Annotated in this window: 23 protein-coding genes; 18 read left to right on the top strand and 5 right to left on the bottom strand. The window is 71.0% G+C overall.

The features are described 5' to 3' along the window. Window positions 1-5 precede the first annotated feature (5 nt). Window positions 6-1,760, bottom strand: coding sequence for a methyl-accepting chemotaxis protein (locus AC1D1T_RS04150; RefSeq protein ID WP_477838962.1), 1,755 nt, complete (start codon window positions 1,758-1,760; stop codon window positions 6-8). A gap of 222 nt (window positions 1,761-1,982) precedes the next feature. Next, window positions 1,983-3,371 (bottom strand): aminotransferase-like domain-containing protein, encoded by a 1,389-nt coding sequence (locus AC1D1T_RS04145; protein WP_047512774.1) that lies wholly within the window; start codon window positions 3,369-3,371, stop codon window positions 1,983-1,985. Between the two features lie 296 nt (window positions 3,372-3,667). Between AC1D1T_RS04145 and AC1D1T_RS04140 the strand changes: the two genes are divergently transcribed. The 9 genes from AC1D1T_RS04140 to AC1D1T_RS04100 all read left to right on the top strand — a co-directional run bounded on the left by AC1D1T_RS04140 (window position 3,668) and on the right by AC1D1T_RS04100 (window position 11,746). Next, entirely contained in the window at window positions 3,668-4,150 is a 483-nt protein-coding gene (locus AC1D1T_RS04140) for an MSMEG_0572/Sll0783 family nitrogen starvation response protein (RefSeq protein WP_047512776.1), read from the top strand. Next, a complete protein-coding gene (locus tag AC1D1T_RS04135) occupies window positions 4,150-5,139 on the top strand; it encodes a Nit6803 family nitrilase (RefSeq protein ID WP_047512779.1) in 990 nt (329 codons plus the stop codon). The genes AC1D1T_RS04140 and AC1D1T_RS04135 overlap by 1 nt, the downstream gene beginning before the upstream one ends. Window positions 5,140-5,200: 61 nt before the next feature. Continuing rightward, entirely contained in the window at window positions 5,201-6,283 is a 1,083-nt protein-coding gene (locus AC1D1T_RS04130) for an MSMEG_0568 family radical SAM protein (RefSeq protein ID WP_047512974.1), read from the top strand. Between the two features lie 18 nt (window positions 6,284-6,301). Further along, window positions 6,302-6,868: an MSMEG_0567/Sll0786 family nitrogen starvation N-acetyltransferase gene (locus AC1D1T_RS04125; protein WP_477838960.1), complete on the top strand. Its 567-nt coding sequence runs from the start codon at window positions 6,302-6,304 to the stop codon at window positions 6,866-6,868. A 4-nt stretch (window positions 6,869-6,872) separates the two neighbouring features. After that, entirely contained in the window at window positions 6,873-8,045 is a 1,173-nt protein-coding gene (locus AC1D1T_RS04120; RefSeq protein ID WP_477991455.1) for a sll0787 family AIR synthase-like protein, read from the top strand. Next, the gene (locus AC1D1T_RS04115) at window positions 8,042-9,250 is read left to right on the top strand and encodes an MSMEG_0565 family glycosyltransferase (protein WP_477825050.1); all 1,209 of its coding nucleotides are present in this window, start codon (window positions 8,042-8,044) and stop codon (window positions 9,248-9,250) included. Before AC1D1T_RS04120 ends, AC1D1T_RS04115 begins: the two co-directional genes overlap by 4 nt. Window positions 9,251-9,262: 12 nt before the next feature. Further along, complete coding sequence (locus tag AC1D1T_RS04110) at window positions 9,263-9,553, top strand: MSMEG_0570 family nitrogen starvation response protein (protein WP_477838956.1); 291 nt, start codon at window positions 9,263-9,265, stop codon at window positions 9,551-9,553. A gap of 19 nt (window positions 9,554-9,572) precedes the next feature. Beyond that, a complete protein-coding gene (locus AC1D1T_RS04105; RefSeq protein WP_477828295.1) occupies window positions 9,573-10,889 on the top strand; it encodes an MSMEG_0569 family flavin-dependent oxidoreductase in 1,317 nt (438 codons plus the stop codon). A gap of 35 nt (window positions 10,890-10,924) precedes the next feature. Continuing rightward, window positions 10,925-11,746, top strand: a complete 822-nt coding sequence (locus AC1D1T_RS04100; RefSeq protein ID WP_477828294.1) for an IclR family transcriptional regulator — start codon at window positions 10,925-10,927, stop codon at window positions 11,744-11,746. Here AC1D1T_RS04100 and AC1D1T_RS04095 read toward each other — a convergent pair whose 3' ends face one another. Next, entirely contained in the window at window positions 11,747-13,006 is a 1,260-nt protein-coding gene (locus AC1D1T_RS04095; protein WP_477991453.1) for a Zn-dependent hydrolase, read from the bottom strand. Between the two features lie 246 nt (window positions 13,007-13,252). Here AC1D1T_RS04095 and AC1D1T_RS04090 point away from each other — a divergent pair, with 246 nt between their 5' ends. The 6 genes from AC1D1T_RS04090 to AC1D1T_RS04065 are packed head-to-tail and all read left to right on the top strand — an operon-like array spanning window position 13,253 to window position 19,978. Beyond that, window positions 13,253-14,881, top strand: a complete 1,629-nt coding sequence (locus AC1D1T_RS04090) for an ABC transporter substrate-binding protein (protein WP_477825344.1) — start codon at window positions 13,253-13,255, stop codon at window positions 14,879-14,881. Between the two features lie 2 nt (window positions 14,882-14,883). After that, window positions 14,884-15,837: an ABC transporter permease gene (locus tag AC1D1T_RS04085; RefSeq protein WP_465113505.1), complete on the top strand. Its 954-nt coding sequence runs from the start codon at window positions 14,884-14,886 to the stop codon at window positions 15,835-15,837. A 37-nt stretch (window positions 15,838-15,874) separates the two neighbouring features. Further along, entirely contained in the window at window positions 15,875-16,744 is an 870-nt protein-coding gene (locus AC1D1T_RS04080; protein ID WP_477825343.1) for an ABC transporter permease, read from the top strand. Continuing rightward, the gene (locus AC1D1T_RS04075) at window positions 16,741-17,769 is read left to right on the top strand and encodes an ABC transporter ATP-binding protein (RefSeq protein WP_477825341.1); all 1,029 of its coding nucleotides are present in this window, start codon (window positions 16,741-16,743) and stop codon (window positions 17,767-17,769) included. The genes AC1D1T_RS04080 and AC1D1T_RS04075 overlap by 4 nt, the downstream gene beginning before the upstream one ends. Before the next feature lie 21 nt (window positions 17,770-17,790). Beyond that, window positions 17,791-18,777, top strand: a complete 987-nt coding sequence (locus tag AC1D1T_RS04070) for an ABC transporter ATP-binding protein (RefSeq protein WP_477825340.1) — start codon at window positions 17,791-17,793, stop codon at window positions 18,775-18,777. Window positions 18,778-18,793: 16 nt separating this feature from the next. Continuing rightward, window positions 18,794-19,978, top strand: a complete 1,185-nt coding sequence (locus AC1D1T_RS04065; RefSeq protein ID WP_477825339.1) for an amidase — start codon at window positions 18,794-18,796, stop codon at window positions 19,976-19,978. On the opposite strand, the gene AC1D1T_RS04060 is transcribed toward AC1D1T_RS04065, so the two are convergent. Continuing rightward, the gene (locus AC1D1T_RS04060) at window positions 19,966-20,475 is read right to left on the bottom strand and encodes an ureidoglycolate lyase (RefSeq protein ID WP_477825342.1); all 510 of its coding nucleotides are present in this window, start codon (window positions 20,473-20,475) and stop codon (window positions 19,966-19,968) included. The genes AC1D1T_RS04065 and AC1D1T_RS04060 overlap by 13 nt on opposite strands. A 115-nt stretch (window positions 20,476-20,590) precedes the next feature. Further along, complete coding sequence (locus tag AC1D1T_RS04055) at window positions 20,591-21,079, bottom strand: hypothetical protein (RefSeq protein WP_477842648.1); 489 nt, start codon at window positions 21,077-21,079, stop codon at window positions 20,591-20,593. A 294-nt stretch (window positions 21,080-21,373) separates the two neighbouring features. On the opposite strand from AC1D1T_RS04055, the gene AC1D1T_RS04050 reads away from it, so the two are divergent. From AC1D1T_RS04050 to AC1D1T_RS04040, 3 genes are all read left to right on the top strand, one after another. Beyond that, a complete protein-coding gene (locus tag AC1D1T_RS04050) occupies window positions 21,374-22,264 on the top strand; it encodes a DUF535 family protein (protein WP_477825337.1) in 891 nt (296 codons plus the stop codon). Between the two features lie 4 nt (window positions 22,265-22,268). Continuing rightward, entirely contained in the window at window positions 22,269-22,934 is a 666-nt protein-coding gene (locus AC1D1T_RS04045) for a response regulator (protein ID WP_047512810.1), read from the top strand. Continuing rightward, the coding region (locus AC1D1T_RS04040; protein ID WP_477991451.1) for a hypothetical protein at window positions 22,931-23,239 on the top strand (309 nt) is incomplete at its 3' end. The genes AC1D1T_RS04045 and AC1D1T_RS04040, both read left to right, overlap by 4 nt.

Below are 23,239 nucleotides of genomic sequence, written 5' to 3'. Positions count from 1 at the left end.
CCCGATCAGAAGCTGGCCCAGTCGTCGGTGCCGGTGCGCGCCACCGCCACCGCGGCGGCCGGCGTGGCGAGGGGTCCRGCCGCGGGCCCCTTGGCCTTCGCCTTGCCGAAGTCGGGTCGAGTCACGTTCTTCGCGCGCTCCGGCCCGCGGCGCTCGCCGTGGCTGCGCACGTCGTCGGCCGGGCCGGGGCGCGCTTGATGTTCCGCGCTGCCGGCCGGCAGCTTGAAGACGGCCACGGCCTGCACCAGGTGCAGCGCCTGCACCTTCAGGCTCTCGGACGCGGCTGCGCTTTCTTCGACCAGCGCTGCGTTCTGCTGCGTGACCTGATCCATCTGGCTGACCGCCTCGCCGACCTGCGAAACGCCCACGCTCTGCTCGCTGCTGGCGGCGCTGATCTCGCTGACGATGTCGGTCACGCGCTTGATGGAGCTGACCACCTCGGTCATCGTGACGCCGGCCTGGCCGACGAGCGTCGTGCCTTGCTCCACACGCTCGACGCTGGCGTTGATCAGGCTCTTGATCTCCTTGGCCGCCTCGGCCGAACGGCCGGCCAGGCTGCGCACTTCGGCGGCCACCACGGCGAAGCCGCGGCCCTGCTCGCCTGCACGCGCCGCTTCGACCGCCGCGTTCAACGCGAGGATGTTGGTCTGGAAGGCGATGCCGTCGATGACGCTGATGATGTCGGTGATCTTCTTCGAGCTGTCGTTGATGGCCTTCATGGTCTGCACCACCTGGCCCACGACTTCGCCGCCTTCGATGGCCACCGTGCTCGCGTTGACCGCGAGTTGGTTGGCTTGCCTGGCGTTGTCGGCGTTCTGCTTGACGGTGGAGCTGAGCTCTTCCATCGAGGCGGCCGCCTGTTCGAGTGCCGAGGCCTGTTCTTCGGTGCGCTGGCTCAGGTCCAGGTTGCCCTGGGCGATCTGGGCCGATGCGGTGGCGACACTCTCGGAGTTGCTGCGCACGTTCGAGACGACTTGCGCCAGGTTGGCCTGCATCGCCTTGAGTGCGGCCATGACGCTGGTCGTGTCGCCGATGCGCACGTCGATGTTCGTGCTGAGGTCACCGCCGGCAACGCTCTGGGCCAGGTGGGCCGCCGCAGCCGGTTCGGCGCCCAGCTGGCGCACCAGGCCGCGCGTCAGCCAGAAACCGATGCCGATGCCCAGCAGCAACGCACCGGTGACCAGGGCCAGCATGAGATTGCGGGCATTCTGGAAACTCGCCGCATTGGCTTCGGAAGCGTGCTTGGCATTGGCCTCCTTGACGTCGGCCAGCGCCGACATGTCGTCATCGAGCTTGGTGACGATCCGTGCAAAGTCCCCGAACATGTACTTCGTGATCTCGGCGCGCTCGTCCAGCTTGGCCGACGCCGTGTCCGCCTGCAGCTTCCTGACGCCCTGGGTGTATTCCTGCCAACCGCTTTCCAGTTGGGCAAATGCGGCCTTCCCCTTCTCGGACCAGAACAGCGGCTTGGCCTTGTCGAGGTTCTCGCGCAGCAGCGCCAGCTCCTTCTCGCTCTTGGCAAGCGCGCTGGTGCGCTGCTCTGCCGTCGGGGCCAGCAATGCGTTGCGCAGCGAACGGCCGACGTACAGCAGGTTGATGTTCGCCTCCTTGGCCAGCGACAGGCCGATCATGTCCATCTTGTAGATCTTGTCGCCCGCGTCGTTGATCCGGCCCATGTTGCTGATGCCGATGGCGCTGACGACCGCGCCGACGAGGCAGACGCCGATGAAGGCGCTGATCAACTTGGTACCGAGTTTCATGCGGTGGAAGTTCACGGGCGGACCTTTGCAATAGAACCTGGATCCGGTCGGTACAAGCCGTACCCGGCGCGAGCCGCCCTGAGGACATGCTGCGGCATGAAGACCGTATCGACCCGCGGCGGCTGGGCTTGAGCCGCTGCCCGGCCCCGGACAGTGCCCTGCTGCGAAAGTGCACGAGAAAACCCGTTCCAGTCCGTCCGCTGGCGAGCGCGCAGCAACGCGTCAGGCCCGATCTGCCTCGCTCCTCCCCAAGGCCGCCGCCACCGCCTGCAGCGCCCGTCCGCAATCGTCGCGCGTGAGCCCGCCCCCCAGGCACAGCCGCAGGCCCTCGGGCGGCTGCCGGTCGGTGGAGAACGCGTTGGCGGCCACCGCGGCCACGCCGAGTTCGCGCAACGCGCCGGCGATGCGGCTCGCCGATGAACCGTTGCCCTCGCCCCCGGGCAGCGGCAGCCAGCCGTGGAAGCCCTGCGGGTGCGTGCGCACGCCGAGCCCGCCGAGCCGCTCGCGCATCAGCGTGCTGCGCCAGCCGCATTCGGCGCGCACGGCGGCCAGCACCGCGTCGCAGTGCCCGTGCGCCAGCCAGTGCGAGACCACCGCGTTGACGAAGGGCGATGCCATCACCGTCGTCGCACGCAGCGCCCCCGCGAGGCGCTGCTGCGCCGCCTGCGTCGGCGCGAGCACGTACGCGACGCGGACCCCCGCGCCCAGCCACTTCGACAGGCCGCTGATGTAGTAGGTGATGGCGCCCGCGTAGTCGGCCAGCGCCGGCGGCGTGGCGGCGGGGAGCATGCCGTAGGCGTCGTCCTCGATGATCGGCACGCTGTAGCGCAGCGCGATGTCGGCGAGTTGCTCGCGGCGGCGCATCGGCAGCGTGGCGGTGGTCGGGTTGTGCAGGTTCGGGCACAGGTACAGCGCGCCGACCGGCGTGCTCTTGCACGCGGCTTCGAACTCCTCCGGCACGAGCCCGTGCTCGTCCATCGCCAGCGGTTGCAACTGCGTCCCCAGCTGCGCCGCGATGGCCTTCATGCCCGGGTAGACGAGGCTCTCGACGCACAGGCCCTGGCCCGGCCTGACCAGCATCGAGACCAGCGCCAGCAGCACGGCATGGATGCCCGGCGCGACCAGCACGCGCTCGGCCCGCGCCTCGGGCACCCACTGCGCGAGCCAGTGCGCCGCGAGCGCCCGGTCGTGCGCCGTGCCGCCGAAATCCTGGTAGCGCATCAGGTCGTGCAGCGTGGCCGCGGTGATCGCCTCGGCCGCGCTGTGCTGCAGCGCCTGCATCGCGGGGTGGTCCTCGATCTCCGGCGGCATGTTCATCGTCATCTCGGCACCGGTGCCCGCACGCAGCGGCAGGCCGATGAAGGAGCCGCGCACGTACGAGCCCATGCCGGGGCGCGACGCGATGAGCCCGCGTTCGCGCGCGGCCGCGAAGCCGCGCACCACCGTCGTGTAGTTGAGCTGCAGCGTGCCCGCCAGCTCGCGCAGCGGCGGCAGTCGCTCGCGCGGCGCCAGCCGGCCCTGCTGCAGGTCTTCGGCGATCAGCTCGGGGATGAGCTGGTAGGCGGGAAGTCCGCTGTTGCGGATGCGGGCGATCCAGTGCGAAAACGGCATGGCCCAGTGTGCCTGCCGGACCCGCTGATTGCACGGCCCTGCCCTCGATGCCGGGGGCCGTTCGAGGTGCACGCCCGCCCTTGATCGGGTGCATTGATTGCATCGCGCCGCAGTCTGATGGTGCGGCCGTGCCGCCGGCCGCCGCGCCGGCAGCGCGGCAGCGCGAACCGCCGACGCCCCGTTGATCGCATGTTGATCGGCCGGCCCCGGCCGCGCGTGGCACATCGCTCGCAATGGCATCGTCATCCGGCGCGCCCCGCCGGTCGAACGTCTCCAACCCACGCGAGGACACATCCATGCCCACCGTCACCCACCCCGCCGCCCAGAAGGGCGACTTCCTGGTCGATTACGAAGAGAAGGTGTTCGAGGACGTCAAGGCCGCCCCCGGCGAGAAGGCCCTCGTGACGTTCCACACCGTCGCCTTCGAGGGCTCGATCGGCTTCGTCAACCTGCTGCAGGCCACGCGCCTGCAGCGCAAGGGCTTCGACACCTCGATCCTGCTGTACGGTCCCGGCGTCACGCTGGGCGTCAAGCGCGGCTTTCCGAAGCTCGGCGACGCTGCCTTCCCCGGCCACCAGAACTTCAACGAGCAGATCACCAAGTTCATCGCCGAAGGCGGCAAGGTCTACGCCTGCCGCTTCGCGCTCCAGGCGCTGTACGGGCATGGCGAAGGCGCGCTGATCGAAGGCATCCGCCCGATCAACCCGCTGGACGTGCTGGACGTCGTCCTGCTCCACCGCAAGGCCGGCGCCTTCATCCTGGACACCTGGACCCTGTGATGCCGGCGCCCAGGTCGGTTCGCGCGGCCGCGGCCCAGATCGCACCCGATCTGGACAGCGCCGACGGCACGCTCGCCCGCGTGCTCGAGACCGTGCGCGAGGCGTCGCGCCGGGGCGTGGAGCTGATCGTCTTCCCCGAGACCTGCGTGCCCTACTACCCCTACTTCTCCTTCGTGCAGCCGCCGGTGCAGCAAGGCCCGGCGCACCTGCTGCTGATGGAGCGCGCGCCGAGCGTGCCGGGCCCGCTCACCGATGCGGTCTCGGCCGCCGCGCGCGAGGCGGGCATGGTGGTGGTGCTCGGCGTCAACGAGCGCGACCACGGCAGCCTCTACAACACCCAGCTCGTCTTCGACGCCGACGGCCGCCTCGTGCTCAAGCGCCGCAAGATCACGCCCACCTACCACGAGCGCATGGTGTGGGGGCAAGGCGACGGTGCCGGGCTCACGACGGCCGCCACCCGCGTGGGCCGCGTCGGGGCGCTCGCCTGCTGGGAGCACTACAACCCGCTCGCGCGCTATGCGCTGATGGCCGCGCACGAAGAGATCCACTGCGCGCAGTTCCCCGGTTCGCTCGTCGGCCAGGTCTTTGCGGACCAGATGGGCGTGACCATCCGCCACCACGCGCTGGAGTCGGGCTGCTTCGTCGTCAACGCGACCGGCTGGCTGCGCGACGAGCAGGTGCGTGCCATCACCGCCGACGAGAAGCTGCAGGGCGCGCTGCGCGGCGGCTGCCACACCGCCATCGTCTCGCCCGAAGGCAGGTACCTCGCCGAGCCGCTGACCGAAGGCGAAGGCCTCGTGGTCGCCGACCTCGACATGGCGCTCATCGCCAAGCGCAAACGCATGATGGATTCGGTGGGCCACTACGCCCGCCCCGAGCTGCTGAGCCTCGCGATCCGCCGCGATGCCGCCAGCACCGTCGTTCCCTGGCCGTCCCCGCCTTCGCAGGAGACCGCCCTGCCCCACCCCGAAGGAGCCGCCCATGAGTGATGCCGTGCTCGCGCTGCCGCCAGCTTCCCGCGCGCTGACGACAGAGCTGATGACAGAGCTGATGACCGAGCTGCAGTCGCAAGGCATGCGGCTGCTCGACCCCGGCGCCGGCGCGGCCAGCCGCCGCGGCGGCGCGGGTCCGTCGGACCACAAGGCGGTGACGGTCGACGGCGTGACGCTGATGGTGCCGGTGCACACCGCCGGCGCCTTCGCATCGCCCTTCGTCGCCGACGCGCCCGGCCCCGACGGCCGCAGCGTGYTGCGCCGCGGCAGCATTCCCATCGCGAGCGTGAGTTTTCCGCGCCAGCCCCGCTTCTACGGCCTGAGCACGGCCGACGGCATCCCGTACGCGCAGATCGCCACGCTGCATGGCGCCGACGTGCTCGCCACCACCGTGCTGCAGACCTGCATCCGCTACGAGAGCCGGCGCAAGGCCTGCAGGTTCTGCGCGATCGGGCAGTCGCTCGCGGCCGGCCGCACCATCGCGCACAAGACGCCTGCCCAGCTCGCCGAGGTGGCGCGCGCCGCGGTCGAACTCGACGGCGTGAAGCACATGGTGATGACCACCGGCACGCCGCCCACGCCCGACCGCGGCGCCAAGGTGTTGTGCGACAGCGCGCAGGCGATCCGCGCCGCGGTCGACCTGCCGCTGCAGGCGCAGTGCGAGCCGCCCGACACCGACGCCTGGTTCCAGCGGCTCAAGGAGGCCGGCGTCGACACGCTCGGCATGCACCTCGAGGTGGTGGACGAGACCCTGCGCCGGCACCTGCTGCCCGGCAAGTCCGAGGTGCCGATGGCGCGCTACTGGGATGCGTTCGGCGCGGCGGTGCAGGTGTTCGGCCGCGGCCAGGTCAGCACCTACCTGCTGGCGGGGCTGGGTGACAGCGCCGAGACGCTGCTCGAGGCCAGCCGGCGGCTGCTCGCGATGGGCGTCTATCCCTTCGTCGTGCCCTTCGTGCCCATCAGCGGCACGCCGCTGGAGGACCACCCCGCGCCATCGGCCGGGTTCATGCGCAGCGTGCTGGAGCCGCTCGGCCGCCTGGTCGACGAGGCCGGCGTGCGCGCGGCCGACATCAAGGCCGGCTGCGGGCGCTGCGCGGCCTGCTCCACGCTGTCGCGCTACGAAACGCCGCTGTCGGCCTGACCCCACCGGAGCCCCGCGATGCACCTCCACGCCTCCCCCCTGCCGCCCTGGTGCGAGCTCGACCCGGCCTATGCGCCGCAGGAGTTCCGCATCCAGTGGGCGAGCGATCCGTGGATGGACCGCGAGGCCCTCGCGCTGCGCCGCCGCGTGTTCTGCGAGGAGCAGGCGCTGTTCGCCCACGATGACCGCGACGCGATCGACCGCGACGCCAGCACCCGTTCCCTCGTGGCCCTCACCTGCCTCGCCGGCGAGGCCGACGAGGTGATCGGTACCGTGCGCATCCACCAGGCGGCGCCCGGCGTGTGGTGGGGGTCGCGCCTGGCGGTGCGGGCCGACTGGCGACAGCACCGGCGGCTGGGCTCGAGCCTCATCCGGCTCGCGGTGAGCAGCGCCCACGCGCTCGGCTGCGGGGAGTTCCTCGCCCATGTGCAGGCGCAGAACGTGCCGCTGTTCGAGCGCCTGCACTGGCAGCAGCTCGACACCTGCGAGCTGCATGGCCGGCCGCATGCGCTGATGCAGGCCTCGCTGGCCCATTACCCGCCGTGCACCACGCCGTACGCCGGCTTCGTGCTCGCGCAAGGCTGACGCCATGGACCACCTCGCCCGACTCGCCGCAGCGCTGCGCGACAGCCGCGGGTTCCGGCACAAGCGCGACATCGCCTCGGTGCTGCCGCAGCTCGGCAGCGTCGCCGGCCGCACCGCCGTGCCCAACGGCGACGATTGCGCGGTGCTGCCCGACCCCGCCGGCGACGGCCACCTGCTGTTCGCCATCGAGGGGCTGGTGCAGGACTTCGTCGACGCCATGCCCTGGTTCGCGGGCTACAGCGGGGTGATGGTGAACCTGAGCGACATCGCTGCGATGGGCGGGCGCCCGACCGCGGTGGTCGATGCGCTCTGGGCCGCCGATGCCGAGCTGGCGCGGCAGCTCCTCGCGGGCATGCGTGCCGCGTGCGAGCGCTATGGCGTGCCGCTCGTGGGCGGCCACAGCAACCTGCATGCCGCAGGCGGCCAGCTCGCGGTGGCCGTGCTCGGTCGTGCGCGGCGCCTGATCAGCAGCTTCGCGGCGCGGCCCGGCGACCGGCTGCTGATGGCCGTGGACCTGCGCGGGCAGTGGCAAGGCGGCCACCCGTTCTGGGACGCGTCGACCTCGGCGCCCGCGCAGCGCCTGCGCAAGGACCTCGCGCTGCTGCCGCAGATCGCCGAGGCCGGCCTGTGCGATGCCGGCAAGGACATCAGCATGGCGGGCGTGCCGGGCACCCTGCTGATGCTGCTCGAATGCTCGGATGTCGGCGCGCAGGTGGACCTGGCCCGGCTGCCGCTGCCGACCGGCACGCCCGGCTGGCACGAGACGGGCCCGGAAGCCTTCGCCGCGCACCTGCGCTGGCTGTGCGCCTTCCCGAGCTACGGCTACCTGCTGAGCGTGCGCGAGGCGCAGGCCGAGGCGGTGCAGGCGGTCTTTCGCTCGCAGGACATCGCCTGCGCCGACATCGGCGGCGTGCAGCCGGGCAGCCGCCTCACGCTGGCGCTGGCCGGCGCACACGCCACGCTGTGGGACCTGGCCAGCGAACCGTTCATCGGTGCCCGAGTGGACGGCCGCATGAGGCGGGCCGAGCGCCGGGCCGCTCCCAAGCCGGCCCGCGCCAGTCACGAGACGCGACTGGCACTCTGGCCGTCCAAGCCCGCGCAGGCGGGCTTGGAGCCGCGGCCATCGTTCCCCTCGGGGGATCGATCGATGTACTCATCGAGCGAGGGGTTGTCATGACGCTGCGCATCGCGTTGCTCACCCACTCCGTGCGGCCGCGCGGTGGCGTGGTCCACACGCTGGAGCTGGCCGACGCGCTGATGCGGCGCGGCCACCAGGTCGCCGTCATCGCGTCGGCGGAGCCTGGCGAATCGCTCTTCCGCAGCACCGGCTTTCCCGTCGAGCTGATCCGCCTGCCGGTGCTCACCGGCGATCTCGTCGAACAGGTGCGCCGGCGCATCGACGCGCTGTTGCAGGCGCTGCCCGCGCTGCTGCAGCGCGGCCGCTTCGACCTGCTGCATGCGCAGGACAGCGTGAGCGGCAACGCCCTCGCGCTGCTGCGTGCCGGCGGCCTGGGCCTGCCGCGCTGGCTGCGCACGGTGCACCACCTCGACGTCTTCGCCCAGGAGACGCTCAACCGCTGGCAGGAGCGCGCCTGGCGAGCCGCCGACGGCGTGGCCTGCGTCAGCGACACCTGGTGCGCGCACTTGCGCGACCGGCACGGCGTGCGGCCGGAGCGCATGTTCAACGGCGTCGACCTCGGCCGCTACCGCATCGCCCCCGACGCGGGTGACGCGCACCGCCTGCGCACGCTCGGGCTCGACGACCCGGGCCCGCCGGTGTGCCTGCTGGTGGGTGGCGTGGAGGAACGCAAGAACACGGTGCGGCTGCTGCATGCCTTCGCCGCGCTGCGCCGGCGCGATCCCGACTGGGCCGAGGCGCGCCTGGTGATCGCAGGCGGTGCCAGCATGCTCGACCACAGCGGCGCCCGCCGCGCCTGGCGGCAGGCACTCGCCGACCTGGGCGCGGCCGCCGGTGCGGAGCTGCCCGTGCTGCTCACCGGCCCGCTGGCCGACGAGATGCTGCCCGCGCTCATGCGCCGCGCCCGCGTGCTGGCCATGCCCTCGCTGGTGGAAGGCTTCGGCCTGGTCGCGCTGGAGGCGCTGGCCTGCGGCACGCCGGTGCTGGTGTCGAAGCGGCCGCCCTTCACCGAGCACCTGGCCGACAGCCCCGCCGTCGCATGGTGCGACCCGGAAGACACCGACTCCATCGCCGCCGGCCTGCAGGCGGCCGCGCGCATGCCCAGGCTCGCCGAGCCGCCGCCCGTGTGCCGTGCCCATGCCTGGGAACGCAGCGCGGCGCTGCATGAGGCCTGGTACCTGCGCACGCTGCACGCCGGAATCCACCCACCCGCCCGCATCGAGCGCCTTCCGATTCCCCTTTGAGCCGACATCGCCATGCCCGCACTCCACTACCGGCTGCGCTGGCCCGACGCCAGCGAGACCCTCTGCTACTCGCCCTCGCTCGTGATCCAGGACTACCTGCGCGCCGGCGAGGACTACGCGCTCGACGACCTGCTGCGCCGCGTGCGCGAGGCCACCGCGATCGCCAACGAACGGGTGCAGGCGAAGTTCGGCTTCACGTGCTCGCGCGCCGGCGACCAGCTCGTGCAGACCGAGGCGCAGGTCGCCGCATTCGCGCACCGCGCCGATGCGCGGGTGCGCGTGCTCTCGTTCGAACCTGCCTGACCTTCCCGAGGAGTTGCCCATGAAGAGCCCCCACCCGCCCCATCACGAGGTCGTCGTCGTCGGCGGCGGCCAGGCCGGCCTGTCGATCAGCCACGGCCTGCAGGCCGAAGGCATCGAGCACCTGGTGTTCGAGAAGCACCGCGCGATGCACGTGTGGCAGACGCAGCGCTGGGACAACTTCTGCCTCGTCACGCCCAATTGGCAGTGCGCGCTGCCGGGCCATGCCTACCGCGGCAGCGAGCCGCACGGCTTCATGAAGAAGGACGAGATCGTGCAGTACCTCGAGGCCTTCCGCGCGCACGTGAACGCGCCGCTGCGCGAAGGCGTGGCGGTCGAGCGGGTCACGCCGCAGGGAGGTGACGGGGATCGGGGCGGCTTCCTCGTGCGCAGCAGCGAGGGCGAGTGCACGGCGGCCCAGGTGGTCGTGGCCTCGGGCGGCTACCACGAGCCCATCGTGCCCCGCCTGGCCGAGCGGCTGCCGCCCGGCATCGCGCAGCTCCATTCGGCGCAGTACCGCAACGCGCATCAGTTGCCGCCCGGCCGGGTCCTGGTGGTGGGGTCCGGGCAGAGCGGAGCGCAGATCGCCGAAGACCTGCACCTCGCGGGTCGCGAGGTGGTGCTCGCGGTCGGCGACGCACCGCGCTGCGCGCGCTTCTACCGCGGCCGCGACGTGGTGGACTGGCTGGCCGACATGGGCTACTACGACATGCCCGTGGGCCGGCATCCGCTGCGCGAGGGCGTGCGCGACAACACCAACCACTACGTGACCGGCCGCGACGGCGGGCGCGACATCGACCTGCGCCGCTTCGCGACGGAAGGCATGGAGCTCTACGGCGTGCTCACCGGCCTGGACGGCGACGGCGACACGCTGCGCTTCGCACCGCGGCTGCGCGAGGTGCTGGACCAGGCCGATCGCACCTACGACGGCATCAACGCCTCGATCGACCGCCACATCGCCGAGCGCGGCCTGCAGGCGCCCCCCGGCGGCGCCTACCGGCCGGTGTGGCAACCGCTCGAGGAGCGCGAATCGCTGTCGCTGCGCGGTGCGGGCATCACGAGCGTCGTGTGGTGCATCGGCTTCGCGCCGGACTTCCGCTGGCTCGATGCGCCCGTCTTCAACGGGCGCGGCCATCCCGTCCATGAACGCGGCGTGACCCGCGTCCCCGGCCTCTACTTCATCGGCCTGCCCTGGCTGCACACGTGGGGATCGGGGCGCTTCTCGGGCATCGCGCGCGACGCCGCCTTCGTCGTGCAGCGGGTGGTCGAAACGCGCGCGGCACATCAGTGGCAGTCGAGAATGCCTGATCTCCATCGAGATCGAATGTCGGTCATCTAGAATCGATCATCGATACTCAGCCGGGGCTCAGCCGCATGGCAGCGAGCAGGAAAACGCTTCCGAAGAAGCAGGCACGCGTCGCCGAGCCGCCGGCGGCCGACGCGCTCTACAACGTCTCGCTCGACAAGGGCCTGCAGGTGCTGCGGGCCTTCGATGCCGCGCATCGCACGATGACGCTGGTCGAGCTGGCCACCCTCACCGGCATGAGCAAGGGCTCGGTGCAGCGCACCGTGCACACGCTGCAGGTGCTGGGCTACATCGGCAAGCATCCGCAGACGCGCCGCTTCCAGCTGCTGCCCCGGGTCATCGAGATCGGGTTCAACTACCTCGCTGCGCATCCGCTGATCCGCGCGGCGCATCCCTACCTGTCGCAGCTTGCCAACGCCAGCGGCGAGACCGCCAGCCTCACCGAGGCGGTGGACCAGGAGATGGTCTACGTGGCCCAGTTGCTGGCGCCCAAGTTCATCCCGGTGCTCACGCCGGTGGGCATGCGCATCCCGATGTACTGCACCAGCTCCGGCCGGGCCTTCCTGAGCCGCCTGCCGGAAGCGCAGGCCCGCGCGCTGCTGGAGGCTTCGGCGCGCGAGCGGCGCACGGCCGCCACGTTGACCGACGTCGACGCGATCATGAAGCGCGTCGCCTTGTGCCGCAAGGTCGGCTACGCGACCAACTGCGAGGAGCTGTTCCTCGGCGACATGGGCCTGGCGGCTGCGGTGATCGACAGTGCCGGCCGCCCGGTGGGCGCCGTGCACGTGTCGCCGCCCACCAGCCGCTGGACGATGGACGAGGCGCAGAAGCAGCTGGCGCCGATGGTCATCGAGTGCGCGCGCGCGATCTCGCTCGCGATGACGCACTGATCAGGACGCCCTGTCGAGCATCGCGTGCAGCAGCACGTTGGCGCCTGCCGCGATGTGCTCGGGCAGTGCGTCCTCGATCTCGTTGTGGCTGATGCCGTCCTTGCAGGGCACGAAGATCATGCCGGTGGGGGCCACGCGGGCCACGTAGACGGCATCGTGGCCGGCGCCGCTGACGATGTCCATGCTGGGCAGGCCGAGTGCCTCGGCCGCCCGGCGCACGCTGCCCACGCAGGCCGCGTCGAACGCGCAGGGGTCGAACTTCACCACCTGGGCGATCGCCACCTGCAGCCGGCCGGCATCGGCGATGGCCGCGAACTCGCGCCGCATCGCGGCGTCCATGCGGTCCAGGCCCGCCTGCTGCGCGTGGCGGAAGTCCACCGAGAAGCGCACCTCGCCGGGCACCACGTTGCGTGAATTGGGCGTCACCTGGACGAAGCCCACCGTGCCGCGGCCGTCGGGCGCTTCTGCCAGCGCGATGCGGTTGACCGCCTCGACCATGCGCGCCGTGCCCAGCATCGCATCGTGCCGCAGCCCCATCGGCGTGGGGCCGGCGTGTGCGTCCATGCCGGTCACCGTCACGTCGTACCACTGCTGGCCGAGCGCGCCTTGCACCACGCCGATCGGCAGGCCCTGCGCCTCGAGCACGGGCCCCTGCTCGATGTGCGCCTCGAAGTAGGCCGCGAACATGCCGCCCGGGACCTCGCCGCAGGCCTGCGTGCCGCGGTAGCCGATGCGCTCGAGCTCGTCGCCCACCGCCAGCCCGGCCAGGTCCTGCTCGCCGAGGATGCGCGCGGTGTCGAACACGCCGGCGAACGCGCCCGAGCCCATCATCACCGGCGTGAAGCGCGTGCCTTCCTCGTTGGTCCAGAACGCGACCTCGATCGGTGCGCGCGTGCAGATGCCGTGATCGTTCAGGGTGCGCACCACTTCGAGGCCCGCGAGCACGCCGAAGTTGCCATCGAACTTGCCGCCCGAGGGCTGGGTGTCGATGTGGCTGCCCGTGGCCACCGCGCGCGCGGCGGGGTCGGTGCCGTCGCGCCGCGCGAACACGTTGCCCACCTCGTCGATGCGCACCGCCATGCCGGCCTCGTGGAACCAGCGCAGCACGAGATCGCGGCCCTGGCGGTCTTCGTCGGTCAACGCGATGCGGCGCACGCCGCCCTTGGGCGTCGCGCCGATGCGCGCCAGGTCCATCAGCGATTGCCACAGGCGCGCGCCATCGACCTGGWGCGTGGCGGGTGCGGAAAGGGTGTTGTTCACGGAGTGAGTGCAGATGGAAGGGGTTGAATGGCAGCGCCGGGCGGACAGCAAGTTACGAGCCAATGATATGGACAAACAGTCACCAGGTATCGAAAAAGAGTCTTGTGGTATCGATTATCGATACACGGCAAGCCGTTTGGCACAGCGCTTGCATATCCGGTGTCGAGCCCGTGAACCCCTCAACCCCACCCGGATGGTGACCCGATGAGCCCGAACCCGTTGTTGTCTTCGCGCCTGCGCAATCGCATGGTCGTGCCCGCGATGGCTGTCTCGCTGCTGTGCGGCGCAGCCGCCATGGCGCAGGAGAAGGTGCTTCGCATCGCGATGACGGCGGCCGACATCCCGCGCACGCTGGGGCAGCCCGACCAGGGCTTCGAAGGCAACCGCTTCACCGGCATCCCGATCTACGACTCGCTCACGCAATGGGACCTGTCGAAGGCCGATGCCCCGAGCGTGCTGATCCCGGCGCTGGCCACGTCCTGGGCGGTCGATGCCAAGGACAGGACGAAGTGGGTGTTCAAGCTGCGCCCCGGCGTCAGGTTCCACGACGGCTCGGCGTTCAATGCCGACGCGGTGGTGTGGAACGTCAACAAGGTGCTCGACAAGTCGGCGCCGCAGTTCGATGCCAGCCAGGTCGGCGTGACCGCCTCGCGCATGCCCACGCTGCGCAGCGCGAAGAAGATCGACGAGCTGACGGTGGAGCTCACCACCAGCGAGCCCGATTCCTTCCTGCCGATCAACCTGACCAACCTCTTCATGGCCTCGCCCGCGCACTGGGACGCCAAGCTGAAGGCGGTGCCTGCCGCCACCACCGATGCCGCCGAGCGCGCCAAGCAGGCCTGGACGGCCTTTGCCGCCGATCCTTCGGGCTCCGGCCCGTTCAAGGTCACGCGCTTCGTCTCGCGCGAGCGGCTGGAGCTGGCCGCCAACAAGGCCTACTGGGATGCGAAGCGCACGCCGAAGATCGACAAGGTGGTGCTGATCCCGATGCCGGAGGCGAATGCGCGCACCGCCGCGCTGCTCGGCGGCCAGGTCGACTGGATCGAGGCGCCCTCGCCCGATGCGATGCCGCAGATCCAGCAGCGCGGCTTCAAGATCTACTCGAACGCGCAGCCGCACGTCTGGCCGTGGCAGCTGTCGTTCGCCGAGGGCTCGCCCTGGCTCGACAAGCGCGTGCGCCAGGCCGCCAACCTGTGCGTCGACCGCGGCGGCCTCAAGCAGCTGCTGGGCGGCATGATGGCCGAGCCCAAGGGCACGGTGCCGCCGGGCCATCCGTGGTGGGGCAACCCGGCATTCGACATCCGCTACGACGTCAAGGCGGGCCAGGCCTTGATGGCCCAGGCCGGCCACTCGGCCGCCAAGCCGTTGAAGGTCAAGGTGCAGATCTCGGCCTCGGGCTCGGGCCAGATGCAGCCGCTGCCGATGAACGAGTTCGTGCAGCAGTCGCTGAAGGCGTGTTGGTTCGATGTGCAGTTCGACGTGATCGAGTGGAACACGCTGTTCACCAACTGGCGCAAGGGCGCGAAGGACCCGTCGGCCAACGGCGCCAGCGCCGTCAACGTGAGCTTCGCGGCGATGGACCCGTTCTTCGCGATGGTGCGCTTCGTCAGCACCAAGACCTTCCCGCCGGTGTCCAACAACTGGGGCTACTACGGCAATGCCGAGGTCGACAAGCTGGTGGCCGATGCCCGCACCGCCTTCGACGACACGGCGCGCAACGCGGCGCTGGCCCGGTTGCACGCCCACATCGTCGATGACGCGCCCTTCGTCTGGATCGCGCACGACGTCGGCCCGCGCGCGATGTCGCCCAAGGTGAAGAACGTCGTGCAGCCGAAGAGCTGGTTCATCGACATCGCGACGATGACGATGGACTGAGCATGCTTGCCTACCTGGCCCGGCGCATCGTGCTTGCGCTGCCCATCATGCTCGGCGTCGCGCTGGTGTGCTTTGCGCTGGTGCACCTGGCGCCGGGCGATCCGCTGGTGTCCATCCTGCCGCCGGATGCGTCGGCCGAGCTGCAGGCGCAGCTGCGGCAGCTGTACGGCTTCGACCGCAGCTACCCCGAGCAGTTCGCCGCCTGGCTGTGGCGGGCCCTGCACGGCGACCTGGGCGTGTCGATCGCGACCAACCGGCCGGTGGTCGGCGAGGTGCTCAAGGCCGTGGTCAACACGCTGCGGCTGGCGGTGGTGGCCACGCTGATCGGCTTCGCGCTGGGCGGCCTGTTCGGCTTCGTGGCGGGCTACTTCCGCCGCACGTTCATCGACCGGCTGGCATCGATGCTGTCGGTGCTGGGCGTCAGCGTGCCGCACTACTGGCTGGGCATGGTCCTGGTGATCGTGTTCTCGTCGCAGCTGATGTGGCTGCCCGCCACCGGTGCCGGCCCCGGCGGTTCCGACGACTGGGCCTGGGACGGCGCGCACCTGCAGTACCTGCTGCTGCCGGCACTGACGATGTCGGTGATCCCGATGGGCATCATCGCGCGCACGGTGCGGGCGCTGGTCTCGGAACTGCTCGACCAGGAGTTCGTCGTCGGGCTGCGGGCCAAGGGCCTGACGAGCTTCGGCATCTTCCGCCACGTCGTGAAGAACGCGGCGCCCACCGCGCTGGCGGTGATGGGCCTGCAGCTGGGCTACCTGCTCGGCGGCTCGATCCTGATCGAGACGGTGTTCTCGTGGCCGGGCACCGGCTTCCTGCTGAACTCCGCCATCTTCCAGCGCGACCTGCCGCTGCTGCAGGGCACGATCCTGGTGCTGGCGATGTTCTTCGTGCTGCTGAACCTGCTGGTCGACGTGCTGCAGACGCTGCTCGATCCGCGCATCGCGCGAGGGTGAGGACAGTGAGGAAAGGATGGCCGTGAGCACCCTTGTCATGTCGCCGTCGGCCTCGCCCGCACGGCGTTCGCGCGGCTACTGGGCCTCGGTCGGCCACCGCTTCCTGCGCGATCCGGTGGCCGTCGGTGCCGCCATCGCCGTGCTGATGTTGCTGGGCCTCGCGCTGTTCGGGCCCTGGCTCGCGCCGGCCGATCCGTACCAGGCCTCGATGCTGCAGCGGCTCAAGCCCATCGGCACGCCGGGGCTGCCGCTGGGCAGCGACGAACTCGGCCGCGACATGCTGTCGCGCCTGGTCGTCGGCGCGCGGCTGTCGCTCTTCATGGGCATCACGCCGGTGCTGTGCGCCTTCCTGTTCGGCGCGTCCATCGGCATCGTCGCGGGCTATGCGGGCGGCTTCGTCAACGCCGCGATCATGCGCACGGTCGACGTGTTCTATGCCTTCCCGTCGGTGCTGCTGGCGATCGCGCTGTCGGGCACGCTGGGCGCCGGCGTCTTCAATTCGCTGGTGTCGCTGACGATCGTGTTCATCCCGCAGATCGCGCGCGTCGCCGAAAGCGTCACGACGCAGGTGCGCGGACGCGACTACGTCGAGGCGGCGCGGGCATCGGGCGCCGGCGCCTTCACGATCGTGCGCGTGCACGTGCTGGGCAACGTGCTGGGGCCGATCTTCGTCTACGCGACCAGCCTGATCGCGGTGTCGATGATCCTGGCCTCGGGCCTGTCGTTCCTCGGGTTGGGCGTGAAACCGCCCGAGCCCGAGTGGGGCCTGATGCTGAACACGCTGCGCACGGCGATCTACGTGCAGCCGTGGGTCGCCGCCTTGCCGGGCGCGATGATCTTCATCACCTCGATCACTTTCAACCTGCTTTCCGACGGCCTGCGCTCGGCGATGGACAACAAGGGATGACGACAAGTCCTGTGCATGACGACGTCGGCGGTCCGGCGCAGCCGCTGCTGACCATCCGCGGCCTGCAGAAGCACTACCCGCTGTCCACGGGCTTCCTGGGCCGCGGCGGCGGCAGCGTGCGTGCCGTCGATGGCGTCGACTTCGAGGTGCGCAAGGGCGAGACGCTCGGCGTCGTCGGCGAGTCGGGCTGCGGCAAGTCGACCACCGCGCGGCTGCTGATGCAGCTGATCCGGCCGACCGCCGGCGAGGTGGTGTTCGACGGCCGCACCGTGGGGGGCCGCGAGCTGCCGCTGAAGGAGTTTCATCGGCAGGTCCAGATGGTGTTCCAGGACAGCTATGCCTCGCTGAACCCGCGGCTRACGATCGAGGACTCGATCGCCTTCGGGCCCCAGGTGCACGGCAGCGGCCGCCGGCCGGCGGTGCAGCGGGCCCGCGACCTGCTGGCCCGCGTCGGGCTGGAGCCGCAGCGCTTCGCCGAACGCTATCCGCACGAGCTGTCGGGCGGGCAGCGGCAGCGGGTCAACATCGCCCGGGCGCTGGCGCTGCAGCCGCGGCTGCTGATCCTCGACGAGGCGGTGTCGGCGCTCGACAAGTCGGTCGAGGCGCAGGTCATCAACCTGCTGCTCGACCTGAAGGCCGAGTTCGGCCTCACCTACGTCTTCATCAGCCACGACCTGCAGGTGGTGCGCTACCTGAGCGATCGCGTGATGGTGATGTACCTGGGCCGCGTGGCCGAGCTCGGGCCGTCGGAGTCGCTCTACGCCGGGCCGCTGCACCCGTACACGCGGGCGCTGCTGTCGTCGATGCCGTCGATGGACCCGGACCACCGCACCGAACGGGCGCTGCTGGCGGGCGATCCGCCGAACCCGATCGACCCGCCCGCGGGCTGCCGCTTCCATCCGCGCTGCCCGGATGCCGCGCCGGTGTGCGGCCAGCGCGCGCCGGTGCTGGCCGAGCGGCGCGGCGCGCACACCGTGGCCTGCCTGATGCACGAACCGGGCAGCGGCCACCCGGCAGCAATCTAGAGGCAATCGATGCAGGACCCGATGGTGGAATTGCGAGACCTGGGCGTCGTGTTCACCGGCGGACGCGCGCCGGTGCAGGCCGTCAGCGGCGTCAGCCTGCAGGTGCAGCGCGGGCAGGTGCTGGCGCTGATCGGCGAATCGGGGTCGGGCAAGAGCGTCACGCTGCGCACGCTGCTGCGCCTGCATCCCGAGCGGCGCACCCGCATCGGTGGCAGCGTGCGGGTGGCGGGCCGCGACGTGCTGGCGATGTCGGCCGGCGAGCTGGCGGCGTTCCGCGGCAAGGTCGCGTCGATGATCTTCCAGGAACCGCTGCTCGCGCTCGACCCGGTGTACTCGGTGGGCGCGCAGATCGTCGAATCCATCCGCCGGCACGACAAGGTATCGGCCGCCGTCGCGAAACAGCGCGCGCTGGCGCTCTTCGAGCTGGTGCGCATCCCGAGCCCCGAGCGCCGGCTGGCGGCCTACCCGCACGAGATGTCGGGTGGCATGCGCCAGCGCGCGATGATTGCGCTGGCCCTGGCCTGCCGGCCGCAACTGCTGCTGGCCGACGAGCCGACCACCGCCCTCGATGCCACGGTGCAGATCCAGATCCTGCTGCTGCTGCGCGAGCTGCAGCGCGAGCTCGGGCTGTCGGTGATCTTCGTCACCCACGACATCGGCGCGGCGGTCGAGGTGGCCGATCGCATCGCGGTGATGTATGCCGGCCGCATCGTCGAGGAGGGCAGCGCCCGCGAGCTGATCCGCTCGCCGCGCCATCCGTACACCATCGCCTTGCTGAGCAGCCGGGCCCACGGCGCGCTGGCGCGCGGCAGCCGGCTCGAGACCATCGGCGGCGCGCCGCCCGACCTGTCGGCCTTGCCGCCGGGCTGTGCCTTCGCCGAACGCTGCAAGCTCGCGGTGGCCGAATGCCGCAGCGTCCAACCCGAGCCGGTGCTCCTGTCGCCGGGCCACCAGGCGCGCTGCCTGCGCACCGATGCCGCAGCCGGGCTGGTGAGCGCGCTGCCTTGAATCCCCGGGAGACACGATGCCCCTGCACGACCCTGTCCACGCCTTCGTCCCCTACCCCGACGCGCCGGTGCCCCACGCATCCACCGGCCCGTTGTCGGGCCTGGGTTTCGCGGTCAAGGACCTGTTCGACGTCGCCGGCTACCCGACCGGCGGCGGCAACCCGTTCGTGCTGGCGATGTCGGGCATCAAGCCGCAGACCGCGCCGACGGTGCAGCGCCTGCTCGATGCCGGTGCGCGCTTCATCGGCAAGACGGTGACCGATGAGCTCGCGTTCTCGATGAACGGCGACAACGCGCACTTCGGCGCGCCGCTCAACCCTGCCGCGCCGCTGCGCATCTGCGGCGGGTCGTCGTCGGGCTCGGCCTCCGCGGTGGCGGCAGGCCTGTGCGACTTCGCGCTCGGCACCGACACCGGCGGCTCGGTGCGGGCACCGGCCAGCCATTGCGGCCTCTACGGCCTGCGGCCGACGCATGGCCGGGTGAGCCTGCAGCGCACGCTCGATCTGGCGCCCAGCCTCGACACCTGCGGCTGGTTCGCGCGCGAGGTGCAGACCTTCGCCCGCGTGGCCGATGTGCTGCTCGGTGCGGATGCGGCGTCGCCGGGCGGCGGCGTGCGGCTGCTGTGGCCGCGCGACCTGTGGGCGCTGGCCGAGCCCGCGGCCGTGCAGGCGTTGCGGCCTGCCGCCGAGCGCCTGCAGGCGTTGGCCGGATCGGCGGCACAGGTCAGCGTCGCGCTCGATTCCTTCGACGCGATGTACTGGCATCTGCGCCACCTGCAGGGCCGCGAGGCCTGGCAGACCGACGGCCCGCTGATCGAGCGCTTTGCGCCGCCGCTGGGGCCGGGCGTGGCCGAGCGCTTTGCCTGGTCACGCGGCGTGACCGACGAGCAGGTGGTGCAGGCGCGCGCGTTCCGCGAACGCTTTCGCACGCACCTCGGCGAACTGCTCGGCAGCGACGGCGTGCTGGTGATGCCGACGATGCCCGACATCGCACCGCTGCGCGCCGTCGGCGAGGCCGGGCTGGAGGACTACCGCAACCTGGCGATCCGCCTGCTGTGCCTGGCCGGGCTGAGCGGGTTCCCGCAGTTGTCGATGCCGCTGGCCCGCCGCGACGGTGCGCCGCTGGGGCTGTCGCTGCTGGGGCCTGCCGGCAGCGACCGCGGCCTGGTGGCGCTGGCCGAACGCATGGCTCACCAGGCCTGATCGACGACGGCCGGCCGGGCCAATGGGTGCACGTCGCAATCGACCTGCGGCGCCGCCCGTTCGAGCACCACGAAGTCACCGGCATCGACGGCCAGCAGTGCGTGGTGCCAGGTGCCCGGCGCGAGCGTCACGCCCTGTTCGCCATCCGTGATGAAGGCCGCCAGGTCCGCCGCCTCGGGCCGCGGGCCGGCGGCTGCCACCACGATGACGAAGCGGCGCGCGCCGAGCGGCACGAAGCTCTGGCTGCCCAGCGCGTGCCGTTCCATCTCGTCGACGCTGTGCGGGAAGCGCCGGGCCGCGGCGCGGAAGATCGCCAGCATCGGCCGCCCACCCTGCAGCTGGAGCTGCAGGTCGTCGACCAGGTCGAAACGCTGCGATGTGCCGCCGTTGATGGGCCGGCCCGTGCCGCCGGGGGCTTGCAGCACGGTGCCGTAGGGCGCGAAGGCTGCGGATGTCAGCGGCTGCGGGACGAGGCGGTGGGGCGGCGGCGGGTTCATCGGGCAGATTCTGCCCGGCGCGGGGCCGGCGCTCTTGCGGTGGAGCGCAGGGACGTTGAACTCGTCGGTGAACTCCCACTCGGGCAGCAAGCGTTCTTCCGGCTGTTGGCAAAGCCTACGGACAGGCTTGCACCAGGACCGAATCGATCAGCATGTAGAGATCGCCCCGCCGTTGCAGGTCAACGAGGAGCACCGGGCCCGCGAGATGTCGGGAGATCAACGCCGACTGCAAGCTCCCGAGGCGTGTCAAAGACTTGTCGGCCTCCCCGTAGACGCCAACGCTGATGGCAGGCAAGGCCCGCGCATCGCCGCATGCGTCCAGGCACACCAGCAAGTCGCGGACAGGATGGGGGCGGCCGCCATCGACCAGGACAATGAGGCCCATGGGCTTGGCAGCGCGGACGACTTCGGCACACGCGGTGGGCGGTACACCGAACAGGACGACTCTCTCGCCGTCGTCCAGTTCGCAAACGCTGAGATCCAGCATGGCGGGAAGGAACTGTCGCAGCCTGGCCAGGTGGCTGGTGCCACCCAGAAGCCCGATGGCCTGGGTCGTGTCGGTTCCAGAGATTCCAGTGACGACGATGGTGCGGATGGAAGGCAAATTGTTCTCGCAACGCGGCTGCGGCCGGCTCCTTGGTGAGCTTGAGATTGCAGCAGTCACCGCCTCTGGCGTCTTGATGGAGCGTCGATTGAAGCGTGATGCCACTCCGGATCCGCGACGATCGCCCGAGCCTGGTTGCTAAGGAACCCTTAAGGAAACGAGCCCTCCCAATCATTTCTGGATGGTAAAGTTTTGCAAACATTCAATCGCCGGGAGGCGATTCGATTCACCAGGGCCGGAGGAGACCAGAGGATGTTTGCAGCAGCGGCGCAAGCCCGGGGGGATTGGCGCGCCTTGTTCCGAAGCACGGACGATGGCGCGGGAGGCAGGTGGGCCACGTTCAGGCGCGCCGTCAAGTTCTTCTGGCGCTTTGCGCTGCACAAGGCCGGCGTCCAGACCTGCCTGGCTTCGCTGCACCGCCTGAAGCTGGAGCACGGCGCGCACTACCCGATCGAGGTGAGCCTGCGGCCCCTGCGCCCCTACCTCTGCGACGGACTGAGCGTGGCCGACCGGGCAGCCTGCGTCGTGCTCCATTTCAACTGGCTGCACACCACGCTGCGGCCCGAACCCTGCCGGGCCTTGTGGCAACAGCAGGGCCTGCTGCTTCCGCTCGCGGCCGAGAGCTGCAGCGATGTCGCGCTCGTGCTGCGGCAGTCGGCCTCGCAATGCCGCGAAGGCGAGCTCAGCTTCGACCTGATGTACCGGGGCCAGCGCCTGGTGTCGACCCATTTCAGCGTCGTCGGCGCCCGCGCGGCCGGCATCGCCTGCGCAGAACGCAGCGTCGCCTTCGTCGCCGGCTTCCAGGGGGTGCGCGGCACCGAGGCGCTGATGCGCGAGTTGGGTACCCAACTGCACCGCCTGCGGCCGTCGGCCCTGCTGCTCTGCGCGCTGCAAGGCCTGTGCGCGGGCTGGGGCCTGCCGGCGCCGGTCACGGTCGCCCAGCATGCGCACGTCTCGGCAGGCTATGCCCGGCGGCGGCGCATCCAGCTCGACTACGACAGCGTCTGGTCCGAGGCCGGCGCGGACCGCCTCGGCCCGCGCCATTGGCAACTGCCGGCCCTGCCGCAGATCCGGCCGGACGGCGAGGTGGCCTCCAAGCACCGCGCCCAGTACCGCCGCCGCAATGCCGCCAAGCTCGCCTTCTTCGAGGCCTGCCGGGACGCCGCATCGGCGATGACGCGATGACGCGATGCACCTGCTGCTGATCGAGGACGACGTGGACCTGGGCGCGTCGCTGCAGCAGGCGCTGCGCGGCGCCGGATTCAGCAGTGAATGGCTGCGCACGGCGTCCGACGCCCACCGCTTCGCCTTGGCAGGCGGGCATCACTGCATCCTGCTCGACCTGGGCTTGCCGGACGGCCACGGGCTCGACCTGCTGCGCGCCTGGCGCCGCGACGGCCTGGCCGTGCCGCTGATCGTCATCACCGCCAGCGACGCGCTGGGCGATCGCCTGGCCGGCCTGGACGAAGGCGCCGACGACTTCATCGTCAAACCCTTCGCCGTGGTCGAGCTGGTCGCGCGCGTGCGCGCGGTGACGCGGCGCGCAGCGCAGCAGGCCGCTTCGGTATGGACCATCGGCACGCTGGCCATCGACATGCGCCGGCGCTTCTGCACGGTGGACGGCGAGCCGGCGGGCCTGTCGCCGCGCGAGTTCGACGTGCTGGCTGCGTTGGCACACGCCGGCGGCAACGTGGTGCCCAAGCACCGCCTGGCGCAGGCCCTGGCGCCACTGGGCGAGCCGCTGGACTTCAACGCCATCGAGGTCCATGTGCACAACCTGCGGCGCAAGGTCGGTGCGGAGCGCGTGAAGACCGTGCGCGGCATCGGCTACCTGCTGGCCGGAGAGCGCGCTTGAGCGCGGCCGCCGCCACGGCGCGCCCGCCGCGGCTGCAGCGGCGCGTGCTGCTGGCGATGCTGGGCGTGATCGTGCTGCTGTTCCTCGTCTTCTTCTGCATCATCCTGTGGGAAACGCTCAGGCGCGATTCGGGCGAACTGGATCGTGTTCTGCTGCGCAATGCGCAGAGCCTGGCACGCACGCTGGACCGCATGCCCGACGACGCCAGCGTCAGCGCCGGCGTCACCGTCTTCCTGCACCTGAGGGCCGACGCCGCGGCCAACGATCCGCACGGCGAGCCGCGGCCCCTGCTGCTGGTGTCGCGC

The organism is Rhizobacter sp. P2_H3, assembly GCF_056403355.1.
The sequence above is the reverse complement of the archived record's forward strand: the minus strand, read 5'-3'. Positions and strand labels throughout refer to the sequence as shown.